Annotated in this window: 14 protein-coding genes; 5 read left to right on the forward strand and 9 right to left on the reverse strand. The window is 62.7% G+C overall.

The annotated features are described in order from the left end of the window. The first annotated feature begins 74 nt into the window (after positions 1 to 74). Complete coding sequence (locus tag ACP7B1_RS14880) at positions 75 to 905, forward strand: IclR family transcriptional regulator (RefSeq protein ID WP_346305695.1); 831 nt, start codon at positions 75 to 77, stop codon at positions 903 to 905. A 45-nt stretch (positions 906 to 950) separates the two neighbouring features. Here ACP7B1_RS14880 and guaD read toward each other — a convergent pair whose 3' ends face one another. Together guaD and ACP7B1_RS14890 are read right to left on the reverse strand one after the other, a co-directional pair. Continuing rightward, positions 951 to 2,306, reverse strand: coding sequence for a guanine deaminase (guaD, locus tag ACP7B1_RS14885; protein ID WP_426137057.1), 1,356 nt, complete (start codon positions 2,304 to 2,306; stop codon positions 951 to 953). Further along, entirely contained in the window at positions 2,303 to 3,544 is a 1,242-nt protein-coding gene (locus ACP7B1_RS14890; protein ID WP_223615437.1) for a urate hydroxylase PuuD, read from the reverse strand. The genes guaD and ACP7B1_RS14890 overlap by 4 nt, the downstream gene beginning before the upstream one ends. A 134-nt stretch (positions 3,545 to 3,678) precedes the next feature. Between ACP7B1_RS14890 and ACP7B1_RS14895 the strand changes: the two genes are divergently transcribed. Beyond that, on the forward strand, positions 3,679 to 4,593 hold the full coding sequence (locus ACP7B1_RS14895; RefSeq protein ID WP_105735167.1) for a LysR family transcriptional regulator: 915 nt from the start codon (positions 3,679 to 3,681) through the stop codon (positions 4,591 to 4,593). A gap of 3 nt (positions 4,594 to 4,596) precedes the next feature. Here ACP7B1_RS14895 and xdhC read toward each other — a convergent pair whose 3' ends face one another. From xdhC to uraH, 4 genes are read right to left on the reverse strand one after another with little or no spacing between them, the layout of a single operon-like run. Then, entirely contained in the window at positions 4,597 to 5,457 is an 861-nt protein-coding gene (gene xdhC, locus ACP7B1_RS14900; RefSeq protein WP_426137058.1) for a xanthine dehydrogenase accessory protein XdhC, read from the reverse strand. 7 nt (positions 5,458 to 5,464) lie between these two features. Beyond that, the gene (gene xdhB / locus ACP7B1_RS14905; RefSeq protein ID WP_346305698.1) at positions 5,465 to 7,801 is read right to left on the reverse strand and encodes a xanthine dehydrogenase molybdopterin binding subunit; all 2,337 of its coding nucleotides are present in this window, start codon (positions 7,799 to 7,801) and stop codon (positions 5,465 to 5,467) included. Positions 7,802 to 7,810: 9 nt separating this feature from the next. Then, positions 7,811 to 9,289 carry a xanthine dehydrogenase small subunit gene (gene xdhA / locus ACP7B1_RS14910; protein WP_346305699.1) on the reverse strand — a complete coding sequence of 493 codons (1,479 nt, stop codon included), beginning with the start codon at positions 9,287 to 9,289 and terminating at the stop codon, positions 7,811 to 7,813. 6 nt (positions 9,290 to 9,295) lie between these two features. Further along, entirely contained in the window at positions 9,296 to 9,664 is a 369-nt protein-coding gene (gene uraH, locus ACP7B1_RS14915; RefSeq protein ID WP_403184635.1) for a hydroxyisourate hydrolase, read from the reverse strand. A 181-nt stretch (positions 9,665 to 9,845) separates the two neighbouring features. Here uraH and puuE point away from each other — a divergent pair, with 181 nt between their 5' ends. Further along, complete coding sequence (gene puuE, locus ACP7B1_RS14920) at positions 9,846 to 11,264, forward strand: allantoinase PuuE (RefSeq protein ID WP_403184632.1); 1,419 nt, start codon at positions 9,846 to 9,848, stop codon at positions 11,262 to 11,264. Positions 11,265 to 11,273: 9 nt separating this feature from the next. Then, the gene (locus tag ACP7B1_RS14925; protein ID WP_346307673.1) at positions 11,274 to 11,777 is read left to right on the forward strand and encodes an ureidoglycolate lyase; all 504 of its coding nucleotides are present in this window, start codon (positions 11,274 to 11,276) and stop codon (positions 11,775 to 11,777) included. On the opposite strand, the gene ACP7B1_RS14930 is transcribed toward ACP7B1_RS14925, so the two are convergent. Next, positions 11,764 to 12,687: a LysR family transcriptional regulator gene (locus tag ACP7B1_RS14930; protein WP_346307672.1), complete on the reverse strand. Its 924-nt coding sequence runs from the start codon at positions 12,685 to 12,687 to the stop codon at positions 11,764 to 11,766. The two genes, ACP7B1_RS14925 and ACP7B1_RS14930, sit on opposite strands and share 14 nt — an antisense overlap. 152 nt (positions 12,688 to 12,839) lie before the next feature. On the opposite strand from ACP7B1_RS14930, the gene ACP7B1_RS14935 reads away from it, so the two are divergent. Continuing rightward, a complete protein-coding gene (locus tag ACP7B1_RS14935) occupies positions 12,840 to 13,718 on the forward strand; it encodes an arginase family protein (protein ID WP_223615445.1) in 879 nt (292 codons plus the stop codon). Between the two features lie 59 nt (positions 13,719 to 13,777). Here ACP7B1_RS14935 and ACP7B1_RS14940 read toward each other — a convergent pair whose 3' ends face one another. Together ACP7B1_RS14940 and ACP7B1_RS14945 are read right to left on the reverse strand one after the other, a co-directional pair. After that, positions 13,778 to 14,377 (reverse strand): deaminase, encoded by a 600-nt coding sequence (locus tag ACP7B1_RS14940; protein WP_403184848.1) that lies wholly within the window; start codon positions 14,375 to 14,377, stop codon positions 13,778 to 13,780. A gap of 73 nt (positions 14,378 to 14,450) precedes the next feature. Further along, positions 14,451 to 15,743 carry an NCS2 family permease gene (locus ACP7B1_RS14945; RefSeq protein WP_346307670.1) on the reverse strand — a complete coding sequence of 431 codons (1,293 nt, stop codon included), beginning with the start codon at positions 15,741 to 15,743 and terminating at the stop codon, positions 14,451 to 14,453. Between the last annotated feature and the right edge of the window lie 67 nt (positions 15,744 to 15,810).

Below are 15,810 nucleotides of genomic sequence, written 5' to 3' on the forward strand. Positions count from 1 at the left end.
TTTCAATAAAACTGGTAAAATCAACCGCGCCGGATTATGCCAATGCATCGTAATGCAAGGGGAAAGACGGCAGCATGGCCTCACAGTCGACAGCAGCGAAAGGCAGGCGGGGACGCAAGGCGGGGGAGAATGCCGTGCCCTCCTCGGTTCAGGTGCTTGACCGCAGCCTTCATCTTCTCAGCATCGTCGCCGACAATGACGGATCGACGCTGACGGACCTCGCCGACCACACGGGCATGGCGCCATCGACCGTTCACCGGCTGCTGACTTCGCTTGCCAATCACGGCATGCTCGCGCATGACCCGGAATCCGGCGAATGGACGGTGGGTGTGCGCGCCTTTGAAATCGGCAATGCCTTCCTGCGCTACCGCAAGCTCGGCAGCATCAGCCGGCCATTCCTGAAAAAGCTGATGGACGCCTGCGGCGAGACCGCCAATGTCGCCATCGAGGATGAAGGCGATGTGGTGTTCATCTCGCAGATCGAGAGCCATGCGCCGATGCGCGCCTTCTTCCGGCCGGGACGGCGCGGCCCCATCCATGCATCCGGCATCGGCAAGGCCATCCTGTCGACCTGGTCCGACACCGATATCGGCCAGATGCTCAGCGGCAAGACGCTGGCGCATTTCACCGACCGCACGCTCGATACGCTGCCCGCCCTCCTGAAGGACATTCAGCAGATCCGCGCACGCGGCTGGTCGGTCGACGACGAGGAGCACACGCTCGGCATGCGCTGCATCGCAGCACCCGTTTTCAATGAACATGGCGAGGCCATCGCCGGGATTTCGATTTCAGGCCCGGCCGTGCGCCTGCCCAAGAACAAGCTGGATGTGTTTGGACCGGTCATCCGCCAGACCGCCGATGAACTGACGCAGGCCATGGGTGGCCGCAAACCGCACGAACTCTAGCGGGAAATGCAAAAAAAGGGGCCGCTGGCCCCTTTTTCGTCATTCTCAGGCGATCTGCAGATCGGCCGCCGACCGGGCGGGATCCGCCGCCGGATGTTTGTCGAGCCTGCTCTTCATCGGCTTGCCCCCCACGTAGACCTCGGCCACCGAACGGTCGTCCCCCATGGTCTGCAGGATGAACAGCTCTTCGGCCAGCGTGGTTGCCGTGCGCATGCGCAGTTCCATCGCCGGCTTGGCGCGGCTGTCGAGAACCGTGATATCGGCATCGGCGCCCGCATGCAGCGATCCGATCCGGTCTTCAAGGCCGAGCGCCCGCGCATTGCCGAGCGTCATCATGTAATAGGACGCGAAGGGCGAGAGGCGCTGGCCCTGCACGTGCAACACCTTGTAGGCCTCGGCCATCGTCTCCAGCATGGAGAAGCTGGTGCCGCCGCCGACGTCCGTCGCCACCGAAAACCGCGCGCCGAGCTTCTGGAACCGGTCGCGGTCGAACAGGCCGCTGCCGAGGAACAGATTGGAGGTCGGGCAGAAGACCGCCACTGACCCGGTTTCGGCCAGCACCGCAATTTCGCGGTCGGAGAGGTAGATGCAGTGCCCGAGCAGCATCTTTTTGCCCAGAAGGTCATAGCCGGCATAGATGTCGGTATAATCCTTGGCGGCGGGGTAAAGCGAGGTTGCATAGGCAACCTCGTCGCGGTTTTCCGACAGGTGCGTCTGCACGTAGCATTCGGGATGTTCGCGCACGAGAACCCGGCTCATCTCCATCTGCTCGGGCGTCGAGGTGATGGCAAAGCGCGGGCTGATGGCATAGTGCGCTCGGCCGCGGCCGTGCCATTTTGCAATGAGCGCCTTGGTCTCGTCGTAACCGGTCTGCGCCGTGTCGCGCAGCCCTTCCGGCGCATTGCGGTCCATCATGACCTTGCCGCCGATCATCAGCATGTTGCGCTTTTCCGCTGCCGCAAAATAGGCGTCGACGCTTTCCGGATGCACCGAGCAATAGGCAACCGCCGAAGTGGTGCCGTTGCGCAGCAGCTCATCCATGAAGCGCCCGGCGATGAAATCGGCATGGGCGGAAGACGCGAACTTCTGCTCCTCGACGAAAATGTAGGTGTTGAGCCATTCCAGCAGCTGCGCCCCATAGGAGGCGATGGCCTGCGTCTGCGGGAAGTGCAGATGCGTGTCGATGAAGCCCGGCAGGATCAGATGCGGGCGGTGATCGACGATCTGCGCCTGCGGCCCGGCCAGAGGCGCAAGCGTTGCATGGTCACCCACGCGGGCAACCCTGCCGTTTTCGATGAGAACGGCACCATCTTCGAAATAGGAATAGGACGCGGTGTCATCGATGGCCTTCGGCGCATCGGTAAAGGTCAGCACCCGGCCGCGCAGCAGCAGTTGGCTCATTGGATTGTTCCTCCCTTGACTGTGTTCTCATACCATTTGGCCAGCAATTGCCGCTCCTCGTTGGAGATAGCGGTCACGTTGGCCGGCGGCATGGCGTGCGAGCGCCCGGCCTGGAGATAAATCTCGCGGGCATGCGCTGCGATCTGGCCATCGGTTTCCAGCATGACACCCTTGGGCGGGGCGATAAGCCCTTCCCAGCCCGGCTCCTTCGCATGGCACATGGAGCAGCGGCCGAGGACCGTATCGCGCACCTTGGGAAATTCCGCCGAGGCGATGAAGGGCTGCTGCACGGCCGATACCTTGTCGGCGGCCGGGCCTCCCGACAGGATTTTGGGCACCGTCGACAGCCACATGATGACGATGAACAGGATGGCGGTGACCAGCCATGTCCAGGTCGGATCGCCCTTGCGGGCATGGCGCGTGTTGAACCAGTGGCGGATGGTGACGCCCATCAGGAAGACCAGCGAGGCGATGATCCAGTTGTACTGGGTGCCGAATGCCAGCGGATAATGGTTCGACAGCATCAGGAACAGCACCGGCAGCGTCAGGTAATTGTTGTGAGTGGAGCGCTGCTTGGCCTGCTTGCCGAGCTTGGGGTCCGGCGTCTTGCCGGCAATGAGGTCCGCAACCACCTTCTTCTGGTTGGGAATGATGATCATGAACACGTTTGCCGACATGATTGTCGCCGTGAAGGCGCCGAGATGCAGGAAGGCGGCACGTCCAGTAAACAGCTGGGTATAGCCCCAGGCCATGCCCACCAGAATGAAATAGAGCAGCACCATCAGCCGCGTATCGTTGCGGCCCAGCGGCGACTTGCAGATCGTGTCATAGACCACCCAGCCGCCGAAGATCGAGGCCAGCGAGATCGCGATGGCCACCGGGCGCGACACGTCGAGCACATGCGGATCGATCAGGTAGAGGTCGGCGCCGGCATAATAGACGATGCACAGCATGGCGAAGCCGGACAGCCACGTCGCATAGGATTCCCATTTGAACCAGGTGAGGTGTTCGGGCATCTGCGCCGGAGCCACCAGATATTTCTGGATGTGATAGAAACCGCCGCCATGCACCTGCCATTCCTCGCCATGGGCGCCGACCGGAAGGTCCGGACGCTGCCGCAGGCCAAGATCAAGCGCCACGAAATAGAATGACGAGCCGATCCACGCAATGCCGGTGATCACGTGCAACCAGCGGACGGCAAAATTCAGCCATTCCCAGGCTATGGCATATTCATACATGCGGCTCTCCCTTTTATACGAAAGAGTATGTGCCAAAGCCTGAGCCGCAGGAAAACGCCATAAATCGCCCATCTCTTTCAAAAAAAACTATAAAATGCTACAGCATGGAACGGTGTAAGACAGGGGTGGGAACCATGTCATATTTCGATAATCTTCGTGTTTTCGTTCGCGTCGTCGAACTGGGAAACCTTTCTGCCGCCGGCCGGGACCAGCGGGCGTCCCCGGCTGTCGCCAGCAACCGCATCAAGGAGCTGGAGCGCTATCTCGGCGTGCGCCTTTTCAACCGCACCACGCGCAAGCTGACACCGACCGAGCATGGCCGCGTCTTCTATGAAGGGGCGGTCAAGATCATCGAGGCGATCAACGAGGCGGAAGCGGCGATTGCCGACCTGTCGCAAAAGCCGAAGGGCGCCATCCGCATCACCGCGCCGCTCGGCATCGGCCGCCGGCTGATCGCCTCCGGCGTGCCGGAATTCCACGACAAATATCCCGATATCGAGGTGCGGCTGCGATTGTCGGACCACAATATCGACATCATGAGCGAGGGCGTCGACGTCGCCTTCAAGCTCGGCATTCTCGAGGATTCCAACCTGCGCATGCGCGGCATCATGAACTGCGAGCGGGTGATCTGCGCCTCGCCGGACTATCTTGCCAAGCGCGGCATTCCCGCCAGCCCCGACGAGCTCATAACCGGGCATCACGATTGCCTGCTTCTGCGCTATCCCGGCTCCAAGGAATATTACTGGACGCTGCAGACGCCGGAAGGCCCGCGCAAGCTGGAGGTCAGCGGCCCCTATGATTCCGATGACGGGGATGTTCTGACCCGCTGGGCGCTCGATGGCCGCGGCATCATCAACAAGCCGCTCTTCGAGGTCAAAAACCACATCAATGACGGGACATTGCAGCCGATCCTTGAGAATACGCCACCAGTCAGCATCCAGCTTGCGGCGATCTATCCGCACAAGCGGTTCCAGGACCCGAAGGTGCGGTTGATGATCGATTTCATGACCGAGCGCTGCCAGCGGCTGATCAGCGCCATGCTCGAATAGGCATCAGGCGTGCAGGCGCGCCTTCTGCTTGGGCAGGCGCTCCTCGCCGATCCGGTGGTTGAGGGCTGAGGTCATGATTTCGGCCGCCGCCAGCGCCGCAATGACGCACGGGCGCTTGTCCTTGACCGCGGTTCCCCCCACCGGGCAGACAAGCCCGTCAAAAATGTCCGGGCGGCCAACTTCCCGCTCCAGCCAGCTGCGGAAGGTCGCCTTCTTGGTCTTTGAACCGATCATGCCGACATAGGCGGCATCGCCCCGGGCCAGGGCTTCAGCCGTGATGAGAAAATCCAGCGCATGGTCATGGGTGAGAACAACGAAGGCGCTGCCCGCCGGCGCATCGCGCACCACCATTTCCGGCATCGCCGTCAGGCAGGTTTCGATGCCGGGAACCCGCGTGGCGGACAGTTCGATCTCGCGCGTGTCGACGAGAACGATGCGCAGCGGCACCAGCGACAGGGCCATGGCCAGCGCGTCGCCGACATGCCCCGCCCCGAAGATGTAGACATGCGGGCGCTGGGCGATTTCCAGATCGACCTTTTCCACCAGCGCCGAGCGCAGGGGCCTGTCCACCCGCTTGAAATCGAGGCCAACCCGCCCGCCGCAGCATTGTCCGATCTCCGGTCCGAGTGGCACGGAAATATCGTCCGCATCCGCCCCGCCTTCGCTCAGCAGCCGCCGCGCATGGTCGATGGCCATGAATTCGAGCTGGCCGCCGCCGATGGTTCCGAAAATGCAATCGACCGCAACCAGCATCCAGGCGCCCGCTTCGCGCGGCGTCGAGCCGCTGGCGGATTTCACCTCGACCAGCACCACATGTTTGCGCCGGTTGAGAAAATCCCTGATATCATCGCGGTTCGACGGCATGGGACGCTCACTTCCCGTTTCGCGCAGCGCGCAGCCGTTCGACCGCCATCAGCACGCGTTCCGGCGTTGCCGGGGCATCGAGGCGCGGCGCGACCCGGTAGTCGGCAACGCTGGCGACTGCCATGGAGATTGCCTCGAGCACGGAGATGGCCAGCATGAACGGCGGCTCACCGACCGCCTTGGAACGGCGGATCGTCTCTTCGCGGTTGATGGACCATGTGGCCAGCTCCACGTTGAACTGGCGCGGACGGTCCGAGGCGAGCGGGATCTTGTAGGTGGAGGGCGCATGGGTGCGCAGGCGTCCCTTGGCGTCCCACCAGAGTTCCTCGGTGGTCAGCCACCCCATGCCCTGCACGAAGGCGCCTTCGACCTGCCCGAGATCGAGCGCCGGATTGAGCGACTTCCCGACATCATGCAGCACATCCGTCCGGTCGACCTGATATTCGCCGGTCAGCGTATCGATGCTGACTTCCGAGACCGAGGCGCCATAGGCGAAGTAGTAGAACGGCCGGCCTCTGCCTTCCGCGCGGTTCCAGTGGATTTTCGGGGTCTTGTAGAAACCCGCCGCCGACAGCTGCACGCGCGCGCCATAGGCCGTTCGGATGAAGTCGGCAAACGGGATAAGGCGATCGCCGGCCCGAACCGCGTTGGGTTCGAAGAACACCTCGCTCTTTGCGACCGCATAATGTTCGGCAGCGAAGTCCACCAGCCGCGCCTTGATCTGCTGCGCCGCATTGGCCGCGGCCATGCCGTTGAGATCGGACCCGGACGATGCTGCCGTCGCCGATGTGTTGGGCACCTTCGCCGTGGTCGTCGCGGTCACCTTGACGCGGTCGAGATCGACCTGGAACTCGTCGGCCACCACCTGCGCCACCTTGGTGTAGAGCCCCTGCCCCATTTCCGTGCCGCCATGGTTCAGATGGATCGAGCCGTCGCTGTAGACATGCACCAGCGCGCCCGCTTGGTTGTATTCGGTCTTGGTGAAGGAGATGCCGAACTTGACCGGTGTCAGCGCGATACCGCGCTTGATGATCCGGCTGTCGCGGTTGAAGGCAAGAACCGCCTCACGCCGCGCCGCGTAGTCCGACGATGCCTCCAGTTCGGCGACGATCTGTGGAATGATATTGTCTTCGACGGTCTGGTGGTAGGGCGTGACGTTCCTGCCGGCATCGCCGTAGAAATTGGCCTTGCGGATCTCCAGCGGGTCCTTCCCCAGCGCATAGGCGATATCCTCGATCATCCGCTCGCCGCCGACCATGCCCTGCGGGCCGCCGAAGCCGCGAAACGCCGTGTTGGACACCGTATTGGTCTTGAGCGGCCGCGAACGCAGGCGGACATTCGGGTAGAAATAGCAGTTGTCGGCGTGGAACAGCGCCCGGTCGGTGACCGGTCCGGACAGATCGGCAGAGAAACCGCAACGCGCCGAAAACGTCGCGTCCACCGCTTCGATGCGGCCGTCATCGTCAAAACCCAGTTCATAGGCCACATGGAAATCGTGGCGTTTGCCTGTGGCAACCATGTCGTCGTCGCGGTCCGGCCTGATTTTCACCGCCCGCTTGTATTTCTTCGCCGCAACCGCAGCGACGGCGGCGAAAAGGTTGGCCTGCGTTTCCTTGCCGCCGAAGCCGCCGCCCATGCGCCGCACATTGACCGTGACCGCATTGGCGGGTACGCCGAGAACGTGGCCGACCATGTGCTGGGTCTCACTCGGGTGCTGGGTCGAGGAATACACCGTCACCTCGTCATCCTCGCCGGGCATGGCAAAGGCGATATGGCCTTCGAGATAGAAATGATCCTGCCCGCCGATGCGCATTTCACCGCTCAGCCGGTTCGTTGCCTTGGCAAGCCCCTCGGCAATGTCACCGCGCTCGAGCTTGAGTGGATCGATGACCAGCGGATAGCCGGCTTTTTCAGCATCGAGCACATCGATGGCGTGATCGAGATCGCGGTATTCCACCTTGACCTTCGCGGCCGCATTCCGGGCAATCTGCCGCGTTTCGGCAATGACGGCAAACATGGGCTGGCCATGGAACTCCACCTTGCCCACCGCAAAGACCGGATCGTCATGCTTGCCGGCCGGGCTCACATCATTGTGGCCGGGGATATCGTCCACTGTCAGCACGCCGATGACACCCGCACACGCCCTGACCGCTTCGAAATCAATCGACAGGATTTCCGCATGGGCACGCTGCGACAGGCCGAGATAGGCGTGCAGCGTGTCGGCCGGTTCCGGCATGTCATCGATATATTCGGCGGAACCGGAAACGTGCTTGTGGCCGGATTCATGCGGCTGCTGTTCGTGCACCCCGCCCTTGATGCGGGCCATCGGCTGGATCGAATTCATGCTCTCCTCCTAGCCCGCAACCGCGGCATAACGGTTCAGCCGGATCGTCTCTTCGCCCGTCGTCTCCAGATGGAAGCGGCGCAGCAGGTTCCTGGCGGTCAAAAGGCGGTAGTCCGCCGAGGCGCGCCAGTCGGTCAGCGGCGTGAAATCCGCTGTAAAGGCCGCCATGGCCCGCTCGACGGTCGCCTCATCCCATGAGGAGCCCGTCAGCACTTCCTCGACGGCGGCAGCGCGCTTTGGCGTCCCTGCCATGCCGCCGAAGGCAATGGTGGCAGCCTGCACCTTGCCCGCGGTATCGAGCAGCACCTTGAATGCACCGCACACCGACGAAATGTCCTCGTCGAGCCGTTTCGATATCTTGTAGACGGCGAACAATTCGCCCGGCTTGAGGGCGGGAATGTGAATGGCCTCGACGAATTCTCCCGGCACGCGGTCCTGTTTGCCATAGTCGATGAAGTATTTTTCCATCGGCACGGACCGGCGGTTCGGCCCCTTGCGCAGGTGCACGCTTGCGCCGAGCGCAATCAGCGCCGGCGGCGTATCGCCGATGGGCGAACCATTGGCGACATTGCCGCCGATCGTGCCCATGTTGCGCACCTGCTCGCCGCCGATGCGGTTCCACAGCTCGGACAATTGCGGGAAATGTTCCGAGATGACCGGATAGGCATCGGTGTAGCTCACACCGGCACCGAGTGTCAGTCCGCTGTCGTCAGTCGTGATCAGGCGCAGCCCGTCGAGATGCGCGGTGAAGATGACGGGACCGATCTCCCGCATGAATTTCGTCACCCACAGCCCGACATCGGTCGAACCGGCAACGATGGTGGCACCGGGATTGGCGTCGAGAACAGTGGCAAAATCATCCACATCGGCGGGCAGGATAAAACGCTGCTTCCCTTCGCCGATATCGACGCGCCTGCCGTCCTTCAGCGCCTGCAGCTGTTCGATGACCCGTGCGCGCTCGGCGACAAGCGGATCACTGCCGGCATTGCGCGCTGACACGCTTTGCGCCGCGCGGATGATGGCGGCATAGCCGGTGCAGCGGCACAGATTGCCCTGCAGCGCCTTTTCAATGTCGCGCACCGCCGGGCTCGGATTGTGCATCCACAGGCCGTAGAGCGACATGACGAAACCGGGTGTGCAGAAGCCGCACTGGGAAGCGTGGGTGTCGACCATCGCCTGCTGCACCGGATGCAGCGTGCCATCGGCTGCGGCAAGCGCCTCCACCGTGACGATATGGCAGGCATCGAGCGAGCCGACAAAACGGATGCAGGCATTGACCGACTCGTACGTCAGCTGGCCATGGGTCAGGCGGCCGACCAGGACGGTGCAGGCACCGCAATCGCCTTCGGCGCAGCCTTCTTTCGTGCCGCGCAACCGGCGATCGAGGCGCAGGAAATCGAGCAGCGTCTGGGTTGCCGCCACATCGGTCAGTTCGACAAGCCGGTCATTGAGCAGGAAGCGGAGGCTGGTGCGGGTCTGGATATCCATGGCCGGTCAGCTCCCGCGATAGGTCGAATAGGCGTAGGGCGCGACGAGCAGCGGCACGTGGTAGTGCGCGGCCTCATCGCCAATGCCGAAGCGGATGGGCACCACATCGAGGAACGGCACGGCGCCATCGGCCTGCCCGCCGAGATAGGCGCCGACATGAAACCGCAGCTCGTAGGTGCCGGCACGCATCTCCGCACCGGCCAGAAGCGGCGCATCGCAGCGCCCGTCCGCATTGGTGCGCGTGCTGCGCAGTGCCGAGAACTGCTCGCCGTCAAGACGCAGGAGATCGACCCGTAGGTTGGCGGCAGGCTTGCCGCTGGCGGTATCCAGCACATGCGTCGTCAGACGGCCTGTCGTTTCGTTCTGAGAACTCATGAGCGTTCCTCCCTCCCAAGGCGGATTTTCCACTTTTGCATCGCCCAGTTTGCCCGGCGCGGCGCCGGTGCAGTAGGCGGCGCTTCCTTGCAGGACTTTCAAAATTTTCTGGGGGAATGCATCTCCGCTTATTTGATTATTCATGGGATCGGACCAGCAGAGTGGAGGACGGATCGCTGCCATGAGATATCCCAGAGACTTGCATGGATATGGAGAAACCCCGCCGCAGGCCCATTGGCCGGACGGCGCAAAAATCGCTGTCCAGTTCGTTGTGAACTATGAGGAAGGCGGCGAAAACTGCGTGCTGCACGGGGATGCCACATCGGAAGCCTTTCTCTCGGAAATCGTCGGCGCGCAGGCCTGGCCGGGCCAGCGGCACTGGAACATGGAATCGATCTACGAATATGGCGCGCGGGCCGGTTTCTGGCGCCTGCATCGCCTGTTCACCGACCGGAAGGTGCCTGTAACCGTCTATGGCGTGGCAACCGCCCTGCAACGCTCGCCGGCACAGGTCCGCGCCATGCTGGATGCGGACTGGGAGATCGCCTCGCACGGGCTGAAGTGGATCGAATACAAGGACTACACCAGGGAGGCGGAGCGCGAGCACATGCGCGAGGCCATCCGCATCCACACGGATATCACCGGCGAGCGGCCGAAGGGCTGGTACACCGGCCGCTGCTCGGTCAACACTGTCGACCTTGCAACAGAGGAAGGTGGCTTCGACTATGTGTCGGATTCCTATGCCGACGACCTGCCCTACTGGCACGCGGCCGCCGGGCGGCAGCAGCTGATCATCCCCTATACGCTGGATGCCAATGACATGCGCTTCGCCACGCCGCAGGGCTTCAATTCCGGCGAGCAGTTCTTCTCCTACCTCAAGGACAGTTTCGACACGCTCTACGCCGAAGGCGAAGCGGGTTCTCCCAAGATGATGAGCATCGGCCTGCATTGCCGCCTTGCCGGCAGGCCGGGGCGTGCGGCCGCTGTCGCAAGGTTCATCGACTATGTGCAGAGCCACAGCCATGTCTGGCTGGCGCGGCGCATCGACATTGCCCGGCACTGGGCAGAAACCCATCCGCAGCCATCCGGCGAACCGCGCCCGTCGGGACTGGCGGAAGCGGCATTCGTGACGCGCTTTGGCGGCGTGTTCGAACATTCCGAATGGATCGCGCAGCGCGCCTTTGCCTGCGAGCTTTCCTATGGGCACGACACGGCAGCGGGGCTGCATGCCCTGCTCACCACCGTTTTCCGCGGCGCGTCGGCGGAGGAACGGCTTGCCGTGCTTACCGCCCACCCGGATCTGGCGGGTAAACTGGCGCAGGCCAAGCGGCTGACGGAAAGTTCCACGCAGGAACAGGCATCCGCCGGTCTCGATGCCCTGACCGACGCGGAGCGAGCGCAGTTCGAAGCGCTCAACGGCCTCTACGTCGAAACCTTCGGCTTCCCCTTCATCATCGCGGTCAAGGACCACAGCAAGGATGGCATCCTTGAAGCCTTCAGGGCACGCGTCAAGAATGACCGGGAAACCGAATTCAACACCGCCTGCCGGCAGGTGGAGCGGATCGCGTTTCTGCGCCTGCAGGGCATGCTGCCAAACTGAGGGATGACCATGTCAGGTTCAACAGCCACGCGCGAGATTCGGATACAGCCCCTTACCCGTGAAGCGTTCCAGCCCTTCGGCGACGTGATCGAGGTGGAGGGATCATCCAGCTTTCCCATCAATCACGGCATGTGCACGCGCTACCACGACCTGGCGAAGGTCGAGACAACCGGGGAAAACCCGCGCGTGCTGATCAGCCTCCTGCGCGGCAAGCCCTATGATTTGCCGCTGACGCTGACGATGGTGGAACGGCACCCGCTCGGCAGCCAGGCCTTCATCCCGCTGTCCGCCCATCCCCTGCTGGTCGTGGTCGCCCATGACCTGCCCGGCGGGGCGGGCGATCCCATCGCCTTCCTGACGGGACCGGGACAGGGTGTGAACATCCATCGCAATATCTGGCATGGCATCCTCACGCCCCTCGGCGGCACCTCGGATTTTATCGTCGTGGATCGCGGCGGCGACGGCAACAATCTCGAGGAACATTTTTACCCCGAACCGTTCATCGTCCGCTGAGCCTGGCCGGCGGCATGCCGGCTTTCCCGAAGCGCTCGATAAGCCACTGGATCAAGGCCTTCAGCCGGGCGCTTTGATGCCTGCCGGGCGGATACACCACATGGAACGGCAGCGGCGGATGGCTCCATTCGCCGAGGATTTCAACGAGTTGCCCGGACTCCAGGTAAGGCTGGATGAATGGCCTGAGATTCTGTCCGATACCGAGCCCTGCCAGCATCATGGCGATCTGGCCATTGTCCTCATTGGCGGAGAATTGCAGCTCGCTCACGGTGTACCTGTCGCCGGGTTTCACGAACAGCATCGGCTTGGCCTTGCCGTCCGCATGCGAGAAGAAGCCAACCTTGCAGTGGCGGCCCTCAAGCTCCTGCGGGGCCGCAGGCGTCCCCATGCGCTCGAGATAGGCGGGCGACGCGCACGTCACGAACCCGGCATCGAACAGGTGCCGTGCCACGAGGGACAGGTCGCCAATGTCCCCGGCCCTGATCGCACAATCCACGCCCTCGCCGACGATGTTCGCCGTTCGGTTGCTGGTGCCCAAGGCGATGGTGATGTGCGGGTATTGCGCATGGAAATCCGGCAGGTGCGGGATCAGGATATTCTGCGCGAACGTGGCGGTGGATTCGATGCGCAGATGCCCGCGCGGTGTCAGCTTGCTGCCGCGCACCGCACCGTCGGCCTCGTCGATCTCCGCCACCAGACGGGCCGCATGGCGGTAATATTCCTCGCCCTCCGGTGTCACCGCGACGTGGCGGGTGGTCCTGTGCATCAGCCGGGTGCCGAGATGCTTTTCCAGATCGGTCACGAGCTTGCTCACCGTCGAGCGCGGCAGCAGCAGCTGGTTGGCAGCGCCCCGGAAGGAACCGGATTCAACGACCCGTATGAAGGCGCGCATCGCAAGCAGCTGATTCACCGCGTTTCTCCACATGCGAACTATTGTCCATGAATGTGGACAGTGATGCCATGAATGCGGCATTTTGTTTCCGATTTCAATCACCTATTTCCTGCTTTCAGCGCGGCCGGAGCCCGTCCGGCTGCTCGTCTCCCACAGGAAAGAGTGAACCCATGACCATCGATCCGATGAAAATTCTGCGCCTGAACCTGCCGCAATGGCAGGGCGGCGACCATCCCGACTATGCAATCGGCGCCCGCGTGCTCGCTGCTTTGGCCCCGCAGGCGCCGGGGCCGGAAGAGACCGTGGCCGTGCCGGAGGCCGATGACGCCGTGCGGCCGGTCGAGCGCGGCATCGTCTCCCGCCAGCCGCTGCTCGATCTCATCGCCGCAACCAGCGCATCCATCGCCCGGCACGATCCCGAGGCCATTGTCACCCTTGGGGGCGACTGCCTCATCGACCTCGCGCCGATTGCCTATCTCAATGCAAGATACGGCGACGATCTCGCGATTCTCTGGGTGGATGCCCACCCCGACGTGATGGGACCGCAGCAGTTCCGCAACGCCCATGCGCATGTCCTTGCCATGCTGATGGGCATGGGCGATCCGGATTTCGTGGCCGCCGTGCCCAAGCCGGTGAAGGCCAGCCAGATCCTCTATGTCGGCCTGACCGAAACCACCCCGTTCGAAACCGATTTCATTCCAAAGCACGGGCTGGCACGGCTCAGCCCGGAAGACCTGGCCGGGTCGGCCGAGCCCGTCCTCGCCTGGCTGCGCGCGTCCGGCGCCAGGAAGGTGGCGGTGCATTTCGACCTCGATGTGCTCGATCCCGCTTTCTACGATTTCCTGCTTTCGCAGGACCCCGCTGCCAGTCCGGATGCCTTTGACGGCGTCGCGAAAGGCCGGATGCGCTTCGAGGACGTGGCCGGAATTCTGCGGGCCGTGGATGCCGAAGCCGATATTGTCGGGCTGGCGATCGCCGAATACATGCCGTGGAGCGCGATCCGGCTGGCAAAATCGCTGCGGACACTGCCACTTCTCGGCAGCAGTTAGCCAAAACAGACGAGACGGGCGCAAACCCCGTCTCGTCCATGTATCGATGGGTCGCCCGCCTAGTTCAGCGGGATCGAATTCTGATCCTTGCCCGCCTGGTACTGGTTCGACAGATCCGCATATTTCTTGGCGATCCGGGCGGCACGGGCATGCAGCCTGCCGCGGTCCGGCTCCGGCAGCGCCGCAATCAGCGCGTGGATGGCATAGCTTTTCCAGAACGCATTTTCAGTGTTGTAACCGCCGGGCTCCAGCGTGAAGACTTCCTTCAGAATCTTCAGGTCATGCGGGATGGCGAAGGCATCGCGGGAATCCTCATGGCTGAAGAAATAGTAGAAATTGTCGAAGCCGGCCCAGGTGATGGCCGAAAGGCACATCGAGCAGGGTTCGTGCGTCGACAGGAAGATGAGATCCCTGGGGTCCGGGCGCTTGTCCGGGTTCACTTCGTAGAAGCGCTTGAGCGTATGCACCTCGCCGTGCCAGAGCGGGTTTTCCGTCTCGTTGTTCGTCTCCGCCAGAACGAGCGACAGATCCGACTTGCGCAGCAAGGCGGCGCCGAAAATCTTGTTGCCTGCCGCCACACCCTTTTCCGTCATCGGAATGATGTGATGCTCCATCGCGTCGAGCAGCGCATCGATCGTCGCGATCGTTGGTCTTTCCACAGTCATTGACGTGTCCTTCGCTTAAGCCTGCAAACAGTCTGGCCCGGATACGGCATGCATCCGGGCCGCTTTTTCACACAGGGAACAGGGTGTACCGGACGACAAACAGGATCGCCACGAGCCACGTTGCCAGATGCACGTCCTTGACCCGGCCGGTGAACGTCTTGATCACGACGTAGCTGATGAAACCGAAGGCAAGACCGTTGGCGATCGAGTAGGTGAACGGGATCATCAGCGCGGTCAGTGCCGCCGGAGTGGCCTCGGTCACATCACCCCATTCGATGTCGGTGAGTTCACGCATCATCAGGCCGGCGACGTAGAGCAAGGCCGGTGCCGTGGCATAACCGGGAACGGAACCGGCCAGCGGCGAGATGAACAGGGCCGCCAGGAACAGGACAGCAATGGTGAGTGCCGTCAATCCGGTCCGACCGCCGGCCTGAACGCCCGATGCGCTTTCGACATAGGCGGTGGTGCTGCTGGTGCCCAGCAACGAACCGGCCACGATGGCGGTGCTGTCGGCAAACAGGGCGCGTCCGAGACGGTTGGGTTTCCCCTCCTCGATCAGGCCGGCACGCTTGCTCACGCCGATCAGCGTTCCCGTGGCATCGAATACCTCGACCAGCACGAAAACCAGGATCACCTGCAGCAGGCCCGTATGCAGGGCGCCCATGATATCAAGCTGCAGAAATGTCGGTGCGAGGCTCGGCGGCGCGGAAAACACGCCCTTGAACTCACTGGCGCCCACGGCCATCGACAGGACGGTGACCACGAGAATGCCGATGAGGATCGCACCGCGCACCTTCAGGGCATCGAGCGCCGCGATGATGAAGAAGCCCAGCATGGCGAACAGGGCGGGCGTGCTGCCGAGATGGCCCAGACCGATGAAGGTGGCGGGATTGGCGACGATGATCCCGGAATTCTTCAGCGCGATGAAGGCGAGGAAGAGGCCGATGCCCGCCGCAATGGAACTGCGCAGCGATTTGGGAATGCCGGCAACAAGCCAGCTGCGCACGCCCGTAACGGTGAGCAGGATGAAAATACATCCGGAAATGAAAACGGCACCCAGCGCCTGCTGCCAGGAGAAGCCCATCGCCGCCACGACCGTGAAGGCGAAGAAGGCATTGAGGCCCATGCCCGGCGCCATGCCGATAGGCCAGTTGGCGACAAACGCCATGACCAGCGATCCGACCGCCGCGGCGATACAGGTGGCGACAAAGATGGCGTTGCGGTCCATTCCCGTCGACGACAAAATCTCCGGATTGACGAAGATGATGTACGACATCGTCAGGAACGTCGTCAGTCCCGCCAGCATTTCGATGCGTGCGGATGTGTTGTGTTCTCGTAGCTTGAAAAGCTTTTCGAGCATGATTCCTCCCCCTGGCTCTCGCCGAGTCTCCGGTTGCTGCGTGACCCCCTTGGATCGGCGAGTCGCA

The organism is Phyllobacterium sp. SL163 (genome assembly GCF_049896885.1).
GTDB lineage: Bacteria > Pseudomonadota > Alphaproteobacteria > Rhizobiales > Rhizobiaceae > Phyllobacterium > Phyllobacterium calauticae.